Source organism: Simiaoa sunii (assembly GCF_014337175.1).
GTDB lineage: Bacteria > Bacillota > Clostridia > Lachnospirales > Lachnospiraceae > Acetatifactor > Acetatifactor intestinalis.
Genome location: NZ_CP060633.1, coordinates 1,437,926 through 1,455,582, shown reverse-complemented (window position 1 = coordinate 1,455,582; position 17,657 = coordinate 1,437,926). Strand labels below are relative to the sequence as shown.

Below are 17,657 nucleotides of genomic sequence, written 5' to 3'. Positions count from 1 at the left end.
ATCCCACTCAGCATCCTCCCTGTGGTGCGCAACTTGTTTGCGCAACCGTTTGCTCAGTTATGTTTGGATTATAGCATGTGCTTTTTGTATTTTAAATTGACAATAATTCTAATATTTATTAACTATTTTTGTGTATTTTATCCAATTGTGCATCCATATTTCATCCATTTCATCTTTTCTTCCAGTTTCTGACGCGAAAAGAGATATGCGCAATTCGTTGCGCATATCTCTTTTTGTGTGCTTCCGATTTAGGGATTGCACCGTTTGCAGGGAACATATCCCATATTGATGACCTCTTCTCTGCTGCCGGTGTAGATCTGTTTATTTTTCTCTTTCATATCGTCCACGCTGGAGCATGTGGGATAGTGGAATTTCTTGGTGTTGGTATTCAGCACATAAGTAATTCCCTGGGATTCCTGTGGCGCCGACGATTCCGGTGTGATCTGCACCGCAGTATCGGTCTCAGGCTGTGGCACCGGTGTCTCTTCCGCAACGGACGCTACGGTGCTTTGGTAGGTTCCGCTGCCCTCCGCCCAGTTATCTCCGGTGGCATAGTCAATGCCGATCCCCGGCTGCACATTGTAGGCAAATACACAGAAGCTGATTCCCTCTCCGGCATCTTCCACGGAATAGGCTTCCATGAGGACGCCGTCTGCCAGCAGGTTATCACCGTCAAATATGGGAGTGACACGGTACAGGACATGGTTCCCTGTATTTTTGACATAATCGCAGACTTTCGTCTCAAAAGGGAGCATTCCCTGCACGTTGAGATATCTGGTTCCGGTGATCAGGTTCTGCGGGTTGGCGTTTTCCGCCGCCAGCATGTAAGCGATCAGGTGGCAGCGATTGTATAGGTATTTTCCGTCCACATTATCGTATTTCACCAGATGCCAGCCGGTAGGCTTCACGGCTCCGATCTCCCCTCTCGGTTCTGTCGGCATCAGATCCTGTCCCACGTTGGCATATGCCACGCCACAGCGCCCCAGGCTGTCCAGCTCGCTGTAGGTTTCGAAGGACTGTGTGGTCAGCTCCTCCTCTGTGAAATAAGGCTGGTTGCCATTGACCTCTGTATAAGGTGTGCCGGAGTATGCCGGAATCTCCCGGAGGGAAAATGCTGATGTGCCCTCTCCTGTCGGAACGTCTGTTGCAGATGTGACCTGCTGCGATTCTTGTGTATCCGAAGCGTTTTCCTGTGGCTGTCCGGATTCGGGTTCCGATACTGCAGTCTCCGATGCTTCCAGCAATTCGGAGGGGATCGCCGCCAGCTGCTCTATCGCATAGGTATTATCCTGCGACGTGACGGTGCTTTCCGCACAGCCGGTGAATGCCAATAGCAGTGCCAGCCATAATGACAATTGTGTTATCAAACGTTTCTGAGGTCTGTTGTGTTTCATTTTCATAGCTTGTCAATTACTCCCTTGTAAAACTCTTTGGAAATTATACCACATTTTTCATCTGACCTTTCCTTTTCATTGACAATTTTTTCAAAAAACAGTATGCTAAAAATATCTAAAAACACTTCAAATAATATGCCAATCATCTAAACATTTCGGCTTATTATTTGAGGTGTTTTTTTGCCGGAATGGATTCTTAGAAAGGAGATTCTTATGTCTAAATATGTTTATCCCGCTATTTTTACTTCTGAACCAGATGGAGGTTATTCTGTATATTTTCCCGATCTGGAAGGTTGTTATACCTGCGGCGACACGCTGGCTGATGCTCTGTTTATGGCTGAAGATGCCCTCGCGCTTATTCTCTATGGATATGAAAAGGACCAACGCCCCATTCCACAGCCCTCCAAAATGTCAGACATCAAAGTTACTGCGGATTCCTTTTTAAGTATGGTTGCATGCGATACCCTGGAATATCGCAAACGTTTTAACAACAAAGCTGTTAAAAAAACATTGACCATTCCCGAATGGCTGAATGAAGCTGCTGTTGCAATGAATATTAACTTTTCACAAGTATTGCAGGATGCTCTTTTGCAGCGAATCAGTCCTCAATAATGCACACACGAAAAAGAAAAAGTGCCGCAAAAACGGCACTTTTTCTATGGAGTAGACGGGAGTCGAACCCGTGTCCAAAAGCCTATTCCCTGTCCTTCTACGAGTGTAGTTTATTCTTTGACATTCCCTCCGCGCCCCGGGAATAAACACCCTGAGCATTTCAGTAGCTTCATGTTACGCCCATATGCGCAAAGCTTTGCATATGTCGTTTCTCACATGTTTGAAGCCGGGATCCTAAGGTGTGAGTGCCCTAGGGCCGACTGCTGCCATTAGGCAGCGTATGCTAAATTATCGTTAGCGTTTAATTTTAATTTGGCCATTTAACGCATTACCATGCGACTCGCTTCTCCAGCTGCAAAACCCCTGTCGAAACCTTTACTACCCCTTATTCAATTGTCAGACCAAGTATACTTGATGGCACACACACTGTCAAGCACTTGCAGTAAAGCATTGCAGGATCAGAGCCTGCAGATTACAGATTGCGGACCTTGAATTCCTTCTCTGCCTCTCTGCGCTGATCCTTTTTGGCAATGGCTTCTCTCTTGTCATAGAGCTTTTTACCACGTGCCAGTCCGATCTCTACCTTTACCTTACCGTCTTTAAAGTATACCTGTAAAGGGACTAATGTATACCCTTTTTCCTTGATCTTGCCCAACAGCTTGTTGATCTCGTACTTGTGCAGCAACAGCTTTTTCACACGAAGGGGGTCTTTGTTAAAAATATTCCCCTTCTCATAAGGACTTACATGCATTCCGTAGACGAATACTTCTCCGTCTTCAATGCGGACGAAAGCCTCCTTGATGCTGCATTTTCCCATCCGCATGGACTTTACTTCCGTACCGTGCAGGGCAATGCCGCACTCATAGGTCTCATCGATGAAAAAATCGTGATATGCTTTTTTATTGTTTGCGATCAGCTTCTGGGACTCTTTTCCTTTTGCCATGGCTACCTCTTAAAACCTTATAACTATTCAGAAACCCATTCACAAAACGCCCCTGCGGAGCTTCTTTTTCGGCTCTGAATAGTTACAGTTTACTATATTTTCCGTAATTGTCAATGAACTAACAGTTCATTTAATCCGCGGATTTATTGATCCACCAGCCGGAAATTGATGGTGCGCATAAAACGGTCGCAGTCTTCCACTTCGATCCGTACCGGCATTCCCAGTTTGAAGCAACGTCCGGTGGCTTCTCCCACCATCTCACAGGCTGCCTCATTGTAGTGATAATAGTCGCCCGGGATCGTGGAAATATGGATCAGCCCTTCCACGGTATTTGGCAGTTCCACATACAGTCCCCAGCCGGTGACACCGGAGATCACACCCTCGTATTCCTCTCCGATGTGCTGTTCCATATATTCCACCTTCTTCAGCTTGTCCGTCTCCCGCTCTGCCTCATCGGCACGGCGCTCCATCTCGGAAGAATGCTTAGCCACCTCCGGCAGAATATCCCGATAGTGCTCCACTCTCTCTTCCTTCAGGCGTCCCCGCAGCTGTTCCTTGATAATACGATGGATCTGCAGATCCGGATAACGGCGGATCGGCGAAGTAAAATGACAGTAATACTGACATGCCAGTCCAAAATGTCCGGTACACTCCGTGCTGTATTTCGCCTGTTTCATGCTGCGCAGGGTCAATCTGGCGATCATAGGCTCTTCGGGAGTTCCCTCAATCTTCTGTAACAGCTTCTGGATCTCCTTGGGATGGATCTCCTCCGCGGAGACCTTGCTGTTCTTCCGCCCCAGCGCCTTCATGTAATACCCGTAATTGCTGATGAACGTGGACAGCTTCTGGATCCGCTCCGGATCCGGTACATCATGGACACGGTAGACGAAGGGCAGCTCCTGCCAGTAAAAATGTTGTGCCACTGTCTCATTCGCTGCGAGCATGAAATCCTCGATCAGCATAGTCGCCACATTCCGCTCGTAAGGCTTAATATCCAGTGGATGTCCTTCCTTATCTAACAGGATCTTGCACTCCGGAAAATCAAAATCAATGGATCCCCTCTTCTGTCTCTTCTTCCGCAGTTTGTCCGCGAGCTCAGCCATTTGTTGGAACATAGGAAGCAGTTCCCTATACTGGGAATAGTCTGTTACGGTTCCTGCGCTTTCTCCGGCGGTTCCATCCGGCGCACCGGCGTTATACTCTACACACTCCGGCTCCTCCAACAGCTTTTTCACCACGGTATAAGACATTCGCTTATTGACCCGGATCACAGATTCGCAGATCTCATAGTCCACGATCTCGCCCTCTTCATCCACCTTCATCAGGCAGCTTAATGCCAGACGGTCCACACCTTCGTTCAGGGAACAGATACCGTTACTCAAGGCATGGGGCAGCATAGGGATCACACGGTCTACCAGATAGACGCTGGTGCCGCGCTTTAATGCTTCTCTGTCCAGTACGGAATTTTCCTGCACGTAGTTCGTCACGTCTGCAATGTGTACTCCTAAGTGATAATATGTCCCGTCAAAGGATACACTGACAGCGTCATCCAGATCCTTGGCATCCTCTCCATCGATGGTCACCATGGTCACATTCCGCAGATCCCTGCGGCCGGCACAGTCCGCCTCGGATACCTCCTGGGATACCCTCTCCACCTGGTTCATGATCTTCTCGCCGAATTCCACCGGCAGATCAAAGCCACGTACGATAGACATGATGTCTACACCGGGATCGTTGATATGTCCCAGGATCTCCACGACTTTGCCCTCAGGACTCTTCGTATCCGTGCCGTATCCGGTGATCTCCACCACGACCTTATGTCCGGTCATGGCTCCCTTCGACCACTCCTTCGGCACGAAAATATCCTGTGCTATCTTCGTGTTATCCGGGATGACAAAGCCGAAATTACTCTTGGACTGCTCATAGGTTCCCACCACCTGGGTCATTCCTCTGGCAATGATGCGAATGACCTGCGCTTCCTGCCGTTTACCGGTCTTCGCAGGCAGAAGTGCCACTTCCACGGTATCCTTATGGAATGCTCCACCCTGCTTGTCCTCCGGAATGAACAGATCCTCGTCCCTTCCTTCCACTTCCACAAATCCAAAGCCTTTGGCATTGCTGATAAAAGTTCCTGTCAGCACCTTACCGTTGGACTTCATATATTTACCCTTAACGGTCAGGGTAAGCTTTCCTTCCGCTAAAAGTTCCCGCAATATCTCACGAAACTCTTCCCGGTCTTCTTTTGCGACCTGAAGAAATATTGCCAGTTCCTTTTCCTTCATCGGAACATAAAAATCATCCTTCACCAGATCACAGATTACTTTTTTTCTCTTCTCTCTGATTTCGTTATTACTCATGTAACCTCTCTTAATATAAAAAAGAATCTCGATTGCGAGATTCTCCGCCTGCGGCGGGTCGCTTTTGCGACAAATTTCATAACCGCCGCAGTGCGATCCCTGCGGAGCGTTATTTATTCATAGGAAAAAATTTCCTATGAATAAACAAAACACCCTTGTATGCCATGCACACAAGAGTGTCATCCTTCGTAATGATTAAAATACGTTCAGATTCAGTACGACTGCAAGTAACATGAAGAATACTGCAAGGATCTTCGTGATCTTCACCAGCATACCTTCCATGGAACGTCCTTTATTTCTGCCCCAGTAAGTCTCAGCTGCACCGCTGATAGAACCCAGTCCTGCGGACTTACCTTCCTGCATCAATACTAACACCGTCAGTGCTACGCATACCAATATAAAAATTATGTTGATTACCACTCTTAATGCTTCCATTTCACACCTCCTAATGTCAAGCAGATTTTATATTACCATATATTGTACACAATTGCAACAACATTTTACAATACAGCACCGAAAAGGCGGCACAAAAAAGAACCCCCGGAAATCTTTACGATCTCACGGGGATCCTTTGTTTTTTATTCTGAATAATCAGATCCGCAGCTTACTCTGCGATGTCACCATACATGAAGTACCAGAAACCATAAGCGGAATGCCAGATACCGGTGATCTTCTCACTCTGCAGCCAGAAGTCATTGTAGTAAGCAACAGGGATGCATCCTACCTGCTCCATCAGAACATCCTCAGCCTGATGAAGAGCTGCGGAACGCTCAGCGGTATCCATGGTGGAAGCTGCCTTCTCCATAGCTGCATCGAAGTCAGCGTTGGAGAACTTACCATCGTTGTTACCGTTGCCGGTGCAGAACAGGTCTAACATATTGGAAGGATCGCTGTAATCTCCTACCCATCCGTTACGTGCTACCATGTACTCACCGTTACGTCTCATCGGAGTGAAGCTGGACCACTCAACGATATTTACTTCTACATTAATACCAAGCTCGCCCCATGCCTGCTGTAAGTACTCAGCAACAGTCTTGTGGTAACCTGCATCATTGGTAGTATAGGTGATGGTAGGAAGTCCTTCACCATTGGGGTAACCTGCATCAGCTAAGAGCTGCTTAGCTTCCTCAAGGTTAGCATCGAAATCATCGGAGATATAGCTCTGACCACCGTTAGCATTTGCATTGAAGGAGCTGCCGTCGGTATCTACCCAGCCCTCACCTACGAGGTTGTATGCGGGAGAGTAGGTTCCCTGCATCAGGGTATTTGCTACATAATCACGATCAATTGCCAGGCTCAGAGCCTTACGAACATTTACATCTGCGAATGCAGGATCTTCCAGGTTCATAGACAGATAGTAAGTTCCCAGGTTAGGCTCTACATGGAACTCAGGGTTACCCTGTAAGCTGGGGATCTCCTGGGTAGGAACATCCTTGATGAACAGTACATCACCGGACTGGTATGCAGTATAAGCTGCATTGGAATCCTCCATCAGTACGAATTTGATGCTGCCAAGCTTGATCGCATCAGCATTCCAGTAGTTAGGGTTCTTGGACATGGTAATGTGAGAACCGGGTACCCACTCGGTAATGTAGAAAGGTCCGTTGGAGATATAGGTCTCAGCTGCGGTAGCCCATGCATCGCCGTTAGCCTCTACGGTTGCCTGCTGAACAGGGCTCAGGGTAGCGAATGCTGCCAGAGACTCGAAGTAAGGGCAGGGATTGGAAAGCTCTACAACGAAGGTCTTAGCATCGGGAGCGGATACTGCCAGAGCATCCAGATCACCTGCCTGTGCCTCGTCAAAGCCCTTAACCATACCCAGAACAGTCTCAGCATAAGGAGCTGCTACTACGGGATCGCATACACGCTTCCAGCTGTATACGAAATCGTCTGCGGTCAGATCACTGCCGTCAGACCACTTTAATCCATCACGAAGATGGAAAGTCCAGGTAAGACCATCCTCAGATACTTCCCAGGTCTCAGCCTGTCCGGGAGCTATCTTACCATCCTGGTCAATCGTCAGAAGACACTCAAAAGAGTGAAGCAGCATATTACCGCCATCTACTGCACTGTTCAGTGCGGGATCGATGGTCTCGGGATCGGGACCGATCTGAACGGTAAGCTGTTTGCCTTCGGTACTAACTTCAGTTGCTGCTGCATCGGTCTTGGTGCTGTCAGTTGCACTGGCACTGCCGGTTGCAGAAGAACCATTGTCGCTGCTGCCGCATGCTGCCAGAGAACCTACCAGCATTGCTGCGGTGAGCAGCATAGCTAACTTCTTTTTCATAAAGTTATCCTCCTCTTTCTTTTCATACAAAAGCACTATGCTTTGTATAACTTTATATTAAACAGCTAAATTGCTCAGCTGTCAATACCTAATTTCAGGCATTGATCTTTTCCACATGGTGGCAAGCCACGTAGTGGCCCTTTTCCACTTCTCTCCATTCGGGTTCCTTCTGTGCACAACACTCATCCGCATAAGGACATCTGGTGCGGAAACGGCATCCGGTAGGAGGATTTAAGGGGCTGGGTACATCTCCCTGCAGAACAATACGTTTACTTGCTCTTGCCTTGATGGGATCTGCAATGGGGATTGCAGAGATCAGGCTCTTGGTATAAGGATGCAGGCTTCGTGCTACCAGCTCGTAGCTGTCTGCCAGCTCTACCATTTTGCCCAGGTACATAACGCCGATACGGTCGGAGATATGTTTTACGACAGAGAGGTCATGTGCGATGAACAGATAGGTCAGTCCCATCTGCTCCTGCAGCTCCTCGAACATATTCACCACCTGTGCCTGGATCGATACATCCAGTGCGGAGATCGGCTCATCGCAGACGATAAACTGCGGGTTCACTGCCAGTGCTCTCGCAATGCCGACACGCTGACGCTGTCCACCGGAGAATTCATGAGGATATCTGTTCGCATGCTCAGAGTTCAGTCCGACCTTCTCCAGCATGGAGATGATCCTGTCATGACGTTCCTTTTTATTGGCAGCCAGCTTATGAATATCTATGGCTTCCCCTACGATATCTCCTACGGTCATTCTGGGATCCAGACTTGCATAAGGATCCTGGAATACCATCTGCATCTTCTGGCGATAAGGCAGCATATCCACCTTTACTTTATTTTCAACATCCAGGATCACATTGCCGTCAAATGTGATCTTGCCGCCGGTGGGCTCATATAATCGTAAGATAGAACGTCCGGTGGTGGTCTTACCACAGCCGCTCTCTCCTACCAGTCCGAGAGTCTCACCTCTATTTACAAAAAAGCTGACATCATCCACGGCCTTCACGAACTTACGGTTTTTACCCATGCCGCCTGCGGGGAAGTATTGCTTCAAATGTTCAACCTGAAGTAACTTATCACTCATTGGTATTTCCTCCCTCCATCTCAGCTTTCTGGTTCATAAAGCAGTGTGCATAATGCGTCTTACTGAAATCCGTCTTAGGAGGATTCTCTCTCAGGCAGATCTTCATGCAGTTCTTACAGCGGGGTGCGAATGCGCATCCTTCAGGAGGATTCAGAAGATCCACCGGGTTACCCTCGATGGGGATCAGCTTCTCATGCTTCGTGCTGTCCAGCCGGGGGATACTCTCCAGAAGACCCTTGGTATATTCATGCTTCGGATGATAGAAGATCTCGTCACAGGTACCGGTCTCCACGATACGACCGGCATACATGACTGCAATACGGTCACACATGCTCGCCACGATACCCAGGTCATGGGTGATCATGATAATCGCCATGCCCAACTTGTCCTTCAGCTCCATCATCAGCTCCAGGATCTGCGCCTGAATGGTAACGTCCAGTGCGGTAGTAGGTTCATCGGCGATCAGAAGCTTCGGTTCACATGCCAGTGCGATTGCGATCATGACACGCTGTCTCATACCACCGGACAGCTCGTGGGGATACTGCTTCATACGCTTCTCCGGTTCATTGATACCTACCAGAGACAAAAGCTCCACTGCTCTTGCATATGCCTTTTTCTTGTCCGCATCGGTATGCAGACGGATCACTTCCATAATCTGATTACCAATGGTATATACGGGATTTAAGCTGGTCAGAGGATCCTGGAAAATAATGGAGACCTCTTTACCACGCATCTTGGAAAAATCTTTTTCGGTCATTTTCTCCACTTCGTGTCCATTGAAGTGAAGTTCTCCGCCGATCAGCTTACCGGGATAAGCGGTCAGTCCCATCAGACTGTATGCGGTTACGGATTTACCGGAACCACTCTCTCCTACGATGCCCAGTACTTCCCCTTCCTTCAGGTGAATGGAGACATCGTTCAGTGCCTTTACTTCTCCGGCAGGAGTAAAGAAAGAGAGACGTTCATGCTGTATATCTACCAGATAATTGTTATCCATCTTCACTACTCCTTCCATTAATTCTTAAGCTTCGGGTCGAATGCATCACGAAGTCCGTCACCAAACAGGTTAAAGCTTAAGATGATCAGACTGATCAGCAGACAGGGTGCAAACAGCAGGTACGGGAATGTGATCATTCCGTTAATGGCATCACTTGCAAGGCTTCCCAGGGAAGGCAGGGGAACTGCCACACCCATGCCTAAAAAGCTCAGATAGCTCTCGGTAAAAATAGAGGAAGGGATCTGCAGTGTGGTAGTAACGATCAGCGTACCGATACAGTTGGTCAGCAGATGCTTTTTAATGATACGGCCATCCTTTGCTCCCAGAGCTTTGGCTGCCATGACATAATCATTCTCCTTCAGGGTCAGGATCTGGCTTCGTACCATACGTGCCATTCCTACCCAGTACAGCAATGCGAACACGATGAAGATACTGATCAGGTTAGATCCTACGATCTGCATCCATCCGAATCCGGGAAGCTGTGCCAGATTCGCCAGCGGATCCTTCAACGCAAAGGACAGCAGCACGATCAGCAGGAAATCCGGTATCGTATAGATAATATCCACAATACGCATGATGATCAGATCCACCCATCCACCGAAGAATGCAGAGATGGAACCGATCAGGGAACCGATCACGAAAATGATGGCAGTAGCGATCAGACCAACCAACAGGGAGATACGGCTTCCCATCATAACACGGATGGCATAATCACGGCCCATTTTATCGGTACCGAGCACATGGGGGAATACCTTCTCTCCCGCATCCATACGCTCTATCTCTTTCTCAGAATACTGCATGGGGTGCAGATTCTCGCTTCCTTTGATCTGTGTCTTGTAATCATAGGGATAAAATGCCGGCACGATAAAGGAAAAGATCATAACTACAATAATAACGAAGAGGCTGACCATGGCAACCTTATTCTTACGAAGTCTGCGGAAGCCATCCTGCCAGAAGCCCACGCTCTCACGCATGATGACCTGGCTCTGCTTCTCTTCTTCGTTCGCCGGCATAAAATCTTCCGGTTTATATTTTACATGAAAGCTCATAGCATTCGGTTCTTTCATCGGTATCTTCCTTCCTGTTAATCTTACTTCAACTTGATCCTGGGGTCGACGAGCTTATATACGATATCCACCAGCACATTCATGACAACCATCAGTGTTGCGAGGAAAATGGTGGTACCCATGATCATGGTGTAGTCACGGTTAATGATCGAGCTGACAAATTCATTGCCCAGACCGGGGATCGTGAAAATCTTCTCTACTACGAAGCTTCCTGTCATAGTATAAGCCATCATAGGACCTACATAGGTGATAACGGGGAGCAGTGCATTTCTCAGTGCATGCTTGAACAGACGGAAGAAAGGTTTTACTCCCTTCGCCGTAGCGGTTCTCATATAATCCTGTCCCAGAACATCCAACATGGAAGAACGCATCAGTCTCATAATATAAGCAGTTGGGTACAACGCCAGTGCGATCACGGGCATCACATAATGCTTCCAGGTGCCGATTCCGTAGGTGGGCAGTATCTTTACCTTACTTCCCAGGAAATACAGAAGCAGAGTACATATAACGAAGCTTGGTACCGCAATACCACAAGTGGAGATCACGGAGATCACGCTGTCCAGCGTCTTGCCACGATGGGTAGCTGCCAGACATCCCAGTGGGATACCTACCAACAGCGCTACGATAACGGAAAGTCCACCTACTCTTGCAGATACAGGGAACTTGGATACTATAATAGAAGTAACGGTTCTTCCTCTCTGCTTCAGACTCTCTCCGAAATCACCGTGCAAAGCATCTTTCATATACGTCAGATACTGCTGGGACAAAGGCTTGTCCAGTCCATATTTTGCCTCCAGGGCTGCCTGTGCAGCAGGGCTTACTGCTTTCTCCGAGAGGAACGGACCACCGGGGACCATGTTCATCAGGAAAAAGGTGAGTGTTGCTACTGTAAAAATCGTGATCAGCGCCAGACCGATACGTTTTGCAATATATTTAAGCATCTCTTCAACTCCTTGCTTTTCTTTTGCCTACGGACATTCATAAAATACACTTTTCGTATTTGTATGCAAGTATACACGTACGTAAAATGTACTTTACTTTTCCGACAACGACTTTTGTTATATTACAACACTTTTTCAAGGCTGTCAACTGAATTACATATGAAGCATCTGCCAGTTTCCGTGTTTTTCTTATTCCTGATTTATCTCCACCGTGTTCGTGTGCTACGCACATTTGTCTGTATATTTATGAAAAAGTTTTTCAATAAAAATAGTCTCTGTTTTCAATTTCTGTATATAGTGTATATTTTCCAGTATATGATGTATATTTACACATTATATTTTTGTTCTTTTTTCTTTCTCCCATGTATGTCTCTATAGTTTTCCTCAAAAAAAAGAAGAATTTCCGGTGCAGAAAATTCTTCTTTTTTATACATTTTTTATTTTTTGTAGTTTTCATTTTGTTGCGCAGTCACTCAGATTTTGCAAAACGGCTCCATATATGCCGCGGCATCCTTTAACTCCTCTTCAATGGCAAGCAGCCGGTTGTACTTCGCCACACGATCGCTGCGACATGGTGCTCCGGTCTTGATCTGTCCGGCATTCAGTGCCACCGCTATATCTGCTATGGTGGTATCCTCCGTCTCGCCGGATCTGTGGGAGATCACAGCCTTGTAACCATTCTTGTGTGCCATCTCCACCGCTTCGAAGGCTTCGGACAGCGTTCCGATCTGATTGACTTTTACCAGAATGGCATTACCACAATGAAGTTTGATCCCGGCATCCAGCCGTTTTGTATTTGTGACAAACAGATCATCTCCCACTAACTGGATCTTATCCCCCAGCCGTTTCGTCAGCTCCTGCCAACCATCCCAGTCATTTTCATCCAGTCCGTCCTCAATAGAGATAATGGGATAGTTCTCCACAAGCCGTTCATAATACGAGAGCATTTCTCCGGTATCCCGCAGGACTTCCTCTCCCTTCAGCTTACTCTCTCCGGGGAAATGGTACATTCCTGTTTTTTCATTATATAGTTCACTGCTGGCGGCATCCATGGCGATCTTGATATCCTGCCCCGGTACATATCCGGAAGCCTCGATCGCCTCCACGAGGAAATCCAGCACGCTCTCCGCATCCGGCAGATTGGGTGCAAAGCCGCCCTCATCCCCGACTCCGGTGGACAAGCCTTTCTCCTCCAGCAGTTTTTTCAGATTATGATAAATTTCCGCACAGATCCGTAACCCCTCCGCAAAGTTCTCCGCCTGCGCGGGCATGATCATGAACTCCTGGAAATCCACGGTGTTCGCCGCATGCTTTCCGCCGTTTAAGATATTCATCATAGGTACCGGCAGAAGTCTCGGAGAGATTCCTCCGAAGTAACGATACAGGGGAAGACCCAGTGCCTCCGCAGCTGCTCTTGCCACCGCCATGGACACTGCCAGCATGGCATTGGCTCCCAGGTTACTCTTATTGTCCGTGCCGTCCGTCTCCCGCAGGATCCGGTCGATACGGATCTGCTCCAATGCATTCTCTCCCACCAAAACACTTGCAATCTTTTCATCCACGTTTTTGACGGCATGCTGCACACCCAGTCCGAAATATCTGGTTTCTCCATCCCTGAGTTCCACAGCCTCGAACTGTCCGGTACTGGCTCCGGAGGGCACCGCTGCCATCCCCTGAAAACATCTGCCGTTCTCTCTGTCCTTCACCGTGACAGTGGCAGACACCGTGGGATTTCCTCTGGAATCCAGAATCTCCCTTCCATGTACTTCGACGATCTCCAGATATTTTTCCATAAAAAACCTCCTTACAGGCATCCTTAACTTACTTTTTCTTAGGTAAGTATGTCCCATAAGGAGGTTATTATTCAGATCTGCTATGTGTTAATACGCTTTTCCGGCAAGGATCTCACAGTAATCCTTATAATTTTTCTCAAGCAGTGCCGGAGTATCCAGTCCATAGGGACACTTGGATTTACATCTGCCACAATGCAGGCACTCTTCAATCTTACGCATTTTTGCCTGCATCTCGTCTGTCAGCTGTGCGGCAGAAGGTGCTCTGCGGATCATCAGGCTCATGCGGGCACAATTGTTGATCTCGATCCCTGCGGGACAGGGCATGCAATAGCCGCAGCCTCTGCAGAACTCTCCCTGCAGTTCTTCTCTGTCACGATCGATCACCGCCTGTAATTCGGGTGTTAATGCAGGAGGATTATCTATATAGGACAGAAATTCATCCAGCTCACTCTCCCGCTGGACTCCCCAGATGGGAAGTACATTATCAAACTGTGCCAGATATGCATATGCCGCTGCGGAATTATTGATCAGTCCGCCGGACAGTGCCTTCATGGCAATGAATCCCATGCCTGCCTTTTTGCAATCCTGTACCAGTTCCAGATCCTTGTCGGTAGCCAGATAGCAGAAAGGGAACTGCAGTGTCTCATACAGTCCGCTTTCAATGGCTTCATGCGCTACATTCAGACGGTGATTGGTAATACCAATGTGACGGATCATGCCTTTTTCTTTGGCTTCCAGCATGGCCTCATACAATCCCGTGCCATCTCCCGGCTTCGGGCAGAATGCCGGATTGTGGAACTGGTAGATGTCGATATAATCTGTTTTTAATTTTTCCAGGGAAGTGTGCAGCTCCTTCCAGAAGCCTTCTGCTGTGGTGGCTCCGGTCTTGGTAGCGATATATATTTTGTCACGCATACCCTCAAAGGCAGCGCCCACTTTCTCTTCACTGTCAGTATAGTATCTGGCAGTGTCATAAAAGGTCACGCCTGCAGCATAGGCTTTGCGAAGCAGTCCAATGGCTGCTTCCTTGGAGATCCGCTGGATGGGCAGCGCTCCGAAGGAGTTTTTCTCTACGGTGATGCCGGTGCTGCCCAGAGTTACCAGATTTTTCTTCTGTTCCATATAATATAATTCTTCCTCCTGCTGATAAGAAAATTTAGATATAAAATCCCCAGGCACCGTGCAAAGTGCCTGAGGAATCTTCCTCTGCTTTTATGGTTTCTGCGATCTTACCGAAAATATTCCGGTGATTACTTTTTAATTAACAGAGACTTTCCTGTCATTTCTGCCGGCTGCTCCATACCCATCACGTTGATCAGGGTAGGTACGATATCTGCCAGGCATCCGCCCTCTTTCAGCGTATAAGCAGGATCGTAGTTTACCAGGATGAACGGAACCGGATTGGTGGTATGTGCGGTATGAGGCTGACCGGTGGTGTAATCAATCATCTGCTCTGCGTTACCGTGGTCTGCACAGATGAACAGAACGCCGTCTACATCCTTCACTGCCTGTACTGCCTTGCCTACGCACTCATCTACGGTCTCAATCGCCTTGATGGCTGCAGAGATCACACCGGTATGACCTACCATATCGGGGTTCGCGAAGTTGATCACGATCACATCATATTTTTCAGAGCGGATCGCATCAAGCAGTTTCCCGCAGACCTGAGGAGCACTCATCTCCGGCTTCAGATCATAGGTTGCCACATCCTTGGGAGAATTTACCAGGATACGATCCTCTCCCTCGTTGGGCTGCTCTACGCCGCCGTTGAAGAAGAAGGTTACATGTGCATACTTCTCAGTCTCGGCGATACGTGCCTGCTTCATGTCATGAGCTGCCAGCCACTCACCGAAGGTATTGGTAATGGCGATCTTGTGGAATGCCACTTCTTTATTAGGAATGGTAGGATCGTAATCGGAGAAGCATACAAAAGTAATATCCTTTCTCACACGGTCAAATCCCTTGAAGTCATCATCACAGAAGGCTCTGGTGATCTCTCTTGCACGGTCGGGACGGAAGTTGAAGAAGATCACGGAATCCTTGTCCTGCACCAGTCCGACTGCCTTGCCATCTTCTACAACAACAGTAGGTTTTACAAACTCATCGGTCTCTTCTCTGTCGTAAGACTCCTGGATACCACAGATACCGCAGGCAGCGGTCAAGCCTTTACCTTCGGTCATGGCGTCGTAAGCCAGCTGTACACGGTCATAATTGTTATCACGATCCATAGCATAATAACGGCCCATTACAGAAGCGATCTTACCTACACCGATTTTCTTCATTTCTTCATTTAACTGCTCTGCATAGCTCTTACCGCTGGCGGGAGGGGTATCACGTCCATCTAAGAAGCAGTGAACATATACTTTTTCCAGGCCCTGCTGCTTCGCCAGCTCCAGCAGGCCGTACAGATGGGTAATGTGGCTGTGTACGCCACCGTCGGATAACAGACCCATCAGATGCAGGGCGCTGTTGTTCTTCTTACAATTATCAATGGCTTTTAACAGAGCTTCATTCTTAAAAAAGTCGCCGTCCTGGATCTCCTTGGTGATACGGGTCAACTCCTGATATACGATACGGCCGGCACCCATATTCATATGACCTACCTCAGAGTTACCCATCTGACCTTCGGGAAGACCTACTGCCATACCGCTGGCATTACCATGTACAAAAGGATACTCCTTCATCAGGGAGTCCATTACAGGGGTATTGGCCTGTGCTACGGCGTTGCCCTCTACCTTATCATTCAATCCATAACCATCCAGGATCATTAATACAACCGGTTTCTTTCTCATCGATCGTTCCTCCATTTTATTTTATCATTATTACCTGTACGGTTCCGAGGTTTGCACATCGGAACCGTTATAAAAGCTTACATTACGTCCACGGAGATTATACACTGAAAATGCCGGATGCGCAATAGCAACCGCTGATTTCTTGCACTTGTATTTTCCCTTCATATGCGCTACAATATTCCTTAAACTCTCATATGGGAAAAGGGGTTATCTTATGGTTACATTATTGGCAAAATTATTTATCAGGGATCATGAAAATGTTACGGATCCCGGCATTCGTCAGGCATATGGGATACTCTGCGGTATCGTCGGGATCTGTTTCAACCTGATCCTGTTCACTACCAAGGCTCTGGCAGGCTTATTCAGTCATTCCATCGCCATCACGGCAGATGCATTCAACAACCTGTCGGATGCGGCATCCTCCATCATTACGCTGGTAGGCTTCCGGATGGCGGGACAGAAGCCGGACTCTGACCATCCCTTCGGACACGGGCGGATCGAATATATCTCCGGATTGTTAGTCTCTATCCTGATCGTGCTCATGGGCTTCGAACTGGTGAAAAGCTCTGTAAGCAAAATCTTCCATCCGGAAGCTCCTGATTACTCCCCTGTCATTATTGGCATACTGGTATTTTCAATTGTGGTAAAATGCTATATGTCACTATATAACCGCCGCATCGGTACCCGGATCAGCTCCGTAGCCATGAAAGCTACTGCCATTGACAGTTTAAGCGATGTGGTGGCAACTACGGTGGTTCTCATCGGCACTATCGTCTCCGCCGCCTCCGGTATCATTATCGACGGTTACTGTGGTGTGCTGGTAGGTATGTTCATCCTCTACTCCGGCTTTGTTGCAGCAAAAGACACGATCAGTCCCCTGCTTGGGCAGCCCCCCGAGCCGGAACTGGTACAGCAGATCAATGACATCGTATTATCCTATGATAATGTCATCGGCATCCACGATCTGATCGTACATAATTACGGCCCCGGAAGGACTCTGATCTCTCTGCATGCAGAAGTGCCTGCGGACGGTAATATTATAACCCTGCACGATACCATCGATACCATTGAACATGAACTGCGCAGAAAGCTGAACTGCAATGCTGTGATCCACATGGATCCTGTAAGCACCAGCGATCCCGAGACCCTTTCCCTGAAGGCAGAAGTCTCCGGATACCTGGATCAGATCGATCCGAAGCTTAGCATGCATGATTTTCGCATTGTCAAAGGTCCCACCCATACCAATGTCATCTTCGATATCGTGATCCCATATGATTATCCGGTCTCCGATCAGGAAGTCATGGATTCCATTACCAAACGTATCCAGACCAGCCATCCGGATTTCTTCACTGTCATCGAAGTGGACAAAGCGGTCGTACAGTAGCGG

At 48.0% G+C, this 17,657-nt stretch carries 14 protein-coding genes and 1 other RNA gene; 2 read left to right on the top strand and 13 right to left on the bottom strand.

Annotated features, from left to right (window positions below; all coding sequences use genetic code 11):
• Positions 1 to 248 precede the first annotated feature (248 nt).
• Positions 249 to 1,400 carry a DNA/RNA non-specific endonuclease gene (locus H9Q77_RS06795; protein ID WP_249326958.1) on the bottom strand — a complete coding sequence of 384 codons (1,152 nt, stop codon included), beginning with the start codon at positions 1,398 to 1,400 and terminating at the stop codon, positions 249 to 251.
• Positions 1,401 to 1,607: 207 nt separating this feature from the next.
• Here H9Q77_RS06795 and H9Q77_RS06790 point away from each other — a divergent pair, with 207 nt between their 5' ends.
• Entirely contained in the window at positions 1,608 to 2,006 is a 399-nt protein-coding gene (locus H9Q77_RS06790; RefSeq protein WP_118546761.1) for a type II toxin-antitoxin system HicB family antitoxin, read from the top strand.
• Between the two features lie 44 nt (positions 2,007 to 2,050).
• Here H9Q77_RS06790 and ssrA read toward each other — a convergent pair.
• From ssrA to gpmI, 12 genes are all read right to left on the bottom strand, one after another.
• Positions 2,051 to 2,391, bottom strand: a transfer-messenger RNA (tmRNA) gene (ssrA, locus tag H9Q77_RS06785).
• A gap of 87 nt (positions 2,392 to 2,478) precedes the next feature.
• Positions 2,479 to 2,949 carry an SsrA-binding protein SmpB gene (gene smpB, locus H9Q77_RS06780; protein WP_022152980.1) on the bottom strand — a complete coding sequence of 157 codons (471 nt, stop codon included), beginning with the start codon at positions 2,947 to 2,949 and terminating at the stop codon, positions 2,479 to 2,481.
• 143 nt (positions 2,950 to 3,092) lie between these two features.
• The gene (rnr, locus tag H9Q77_RS06775; RefSeq protein ID WP_249326957.1) at positions 3,093 to 5,306 is read right to left on the bottom strand and encodes a ribonuclease R; all 2,214 of its coding nucleotides are present in this window, start codon (positions 5,304 to 5,306) and stop codon (positions 3,093 to 3,095) included.
• A gap of 195 nt (positions 5,307 to 5,501) precedes the next feature.
• On the bottom strand, positions 5,502 to 5,741 hold the full coding sequence (gene secG / locus H9Q77_RS06770; RefSeq protein ID WP_118537268.1) for a preprotein translocase subunit SecG: 240 nt from the start codon (positions 5,739 to 5,741) through the stop codon (positions 5,502 to 5,504).
• 169 nt (positions 5,742 to 5,910) lie between these two features.
• Complete coding sequence (locus H9Q77_RS06765; RefSeq protein ID WP_249326956.1) at positions 5,911 to 7,593, bottom strand: peptide ABC transporter substrate-binding protein; 1,683 nt, start codon at positions 7,591 to 7,593, stop codon at positions 5,911 to 5,913.
• Between the two features lie 94 nt (positions 7,594 to 7,687).
• Positions 7,688 to 8,680 (bottom strand): ABC transporter ATP-binding protein, encoded by a 993-nt coding sequence (locus tag H9Q77_RS06760; RefSeq protein ID WP_249326955.1) that lies wholly within the window; start codon positions 8,678 to 8,680, stop codon positions 7,688 to 7,690.
• A complete protein-coding gene (locus H9Q77_RS06755) occupies positions 8,673 to 9,677 on the bottom strand; it encodes an ABC transporter ATP-binding protein (RefSeq protein ID WP_118669471.1) in 1,005 nt (334 codons plus the stop codon). The genes H9Q77_RS06760 and H9Q77_RS06755 overlap by 8 nt, the downstream gene beginning before the upstream one ends.
• A 17-nt stretch (positions 9,678 to 9,694) precedes the next feature.
• Positions 9,695 to 10,744 (bottom strand): ABC transporter permease, encoded by a 1,050-nt coding sequence (locus H9Q77_RS06750; RefSeq protein ID WP_117466945.1) that lies wholly within the window; start codon positions 10,742 to 10,744, stop codon positions 9,695 to 9,697.
• Positions 10,745 to 10,767: 23 nt separating this feature from the next.
• Entirely contained in the window at positions 10,768 to 11,685 is a 918-nt protein-coding gene (locus tag H9Q77_RS06745) for an ABC transporter permease (RefSeq protein WP_117466943.1), read from the bottom strand.
• Positions 11,686 to 12,158: 473 nt separating this feature from the next.
• Entirely contained in the window at positions 12,159 to 13,478 is a 1,320-nt protein-coding gene (gene eno, locus H9Q77_RS06740; protein WP_249326953.1) for a phosphopyruvate hydratase, read from the bottom strand.
• An 87-nt stretch (positions 13,479 to 13,565) separates the two neighbouring features.
• Positions 13,566 to 14,600 carry an aldo/keto reductase gene (locus H9Q77_RS06735; RefSeq protein WP_249326952.1) on the bottom strand — a complete coding sequence of 345 codons (1,035 nt, stop codon included), beginning with the start codon at positions 14,598 to 14,600 and terminating at the stop codon, positions 13,566 to 13,568.
• Positions 14,601 to 14,728: 128 nt separating this feature from the next.
• The gene (gene gpmI / locus H9Q77_RS06730; protein ID WP_227733313.1) at positions 14,729 to 16,270 is read right to left on the bottom strand and encodes a 2,3-bisphosphoglycerate-independent phosphoglycerate mutase; all 1,542 of its coding nucleotides are present in this window, start codon (positions 16,268 to 16,270) and stop codon (positions 14,729 to 14,731) included.
• A gap of 214 nt (positions 16,271 to 16,484) precedes the next feature.
• On the opposite strand from gpmI, the gene H9Q77_RS06725 reads away from it, so the two are divergent.
• Positions 16,485 to 17,654 carry a cation diffusion facilitator family transporter gene (locus H9Q77_RS06725; protein WP_249326950.1) on the top strand — a complete coding sequence of 390 codons (1,170 nt, stop codon included), beginning with the start codon at positions 16,485 to 16,487 and terminating at the stop codon, positions 17,652 to 17,654.
• The last annotated feature ends 3 nt before the right edge of the window (positions 17,655 to 17,657 follow it).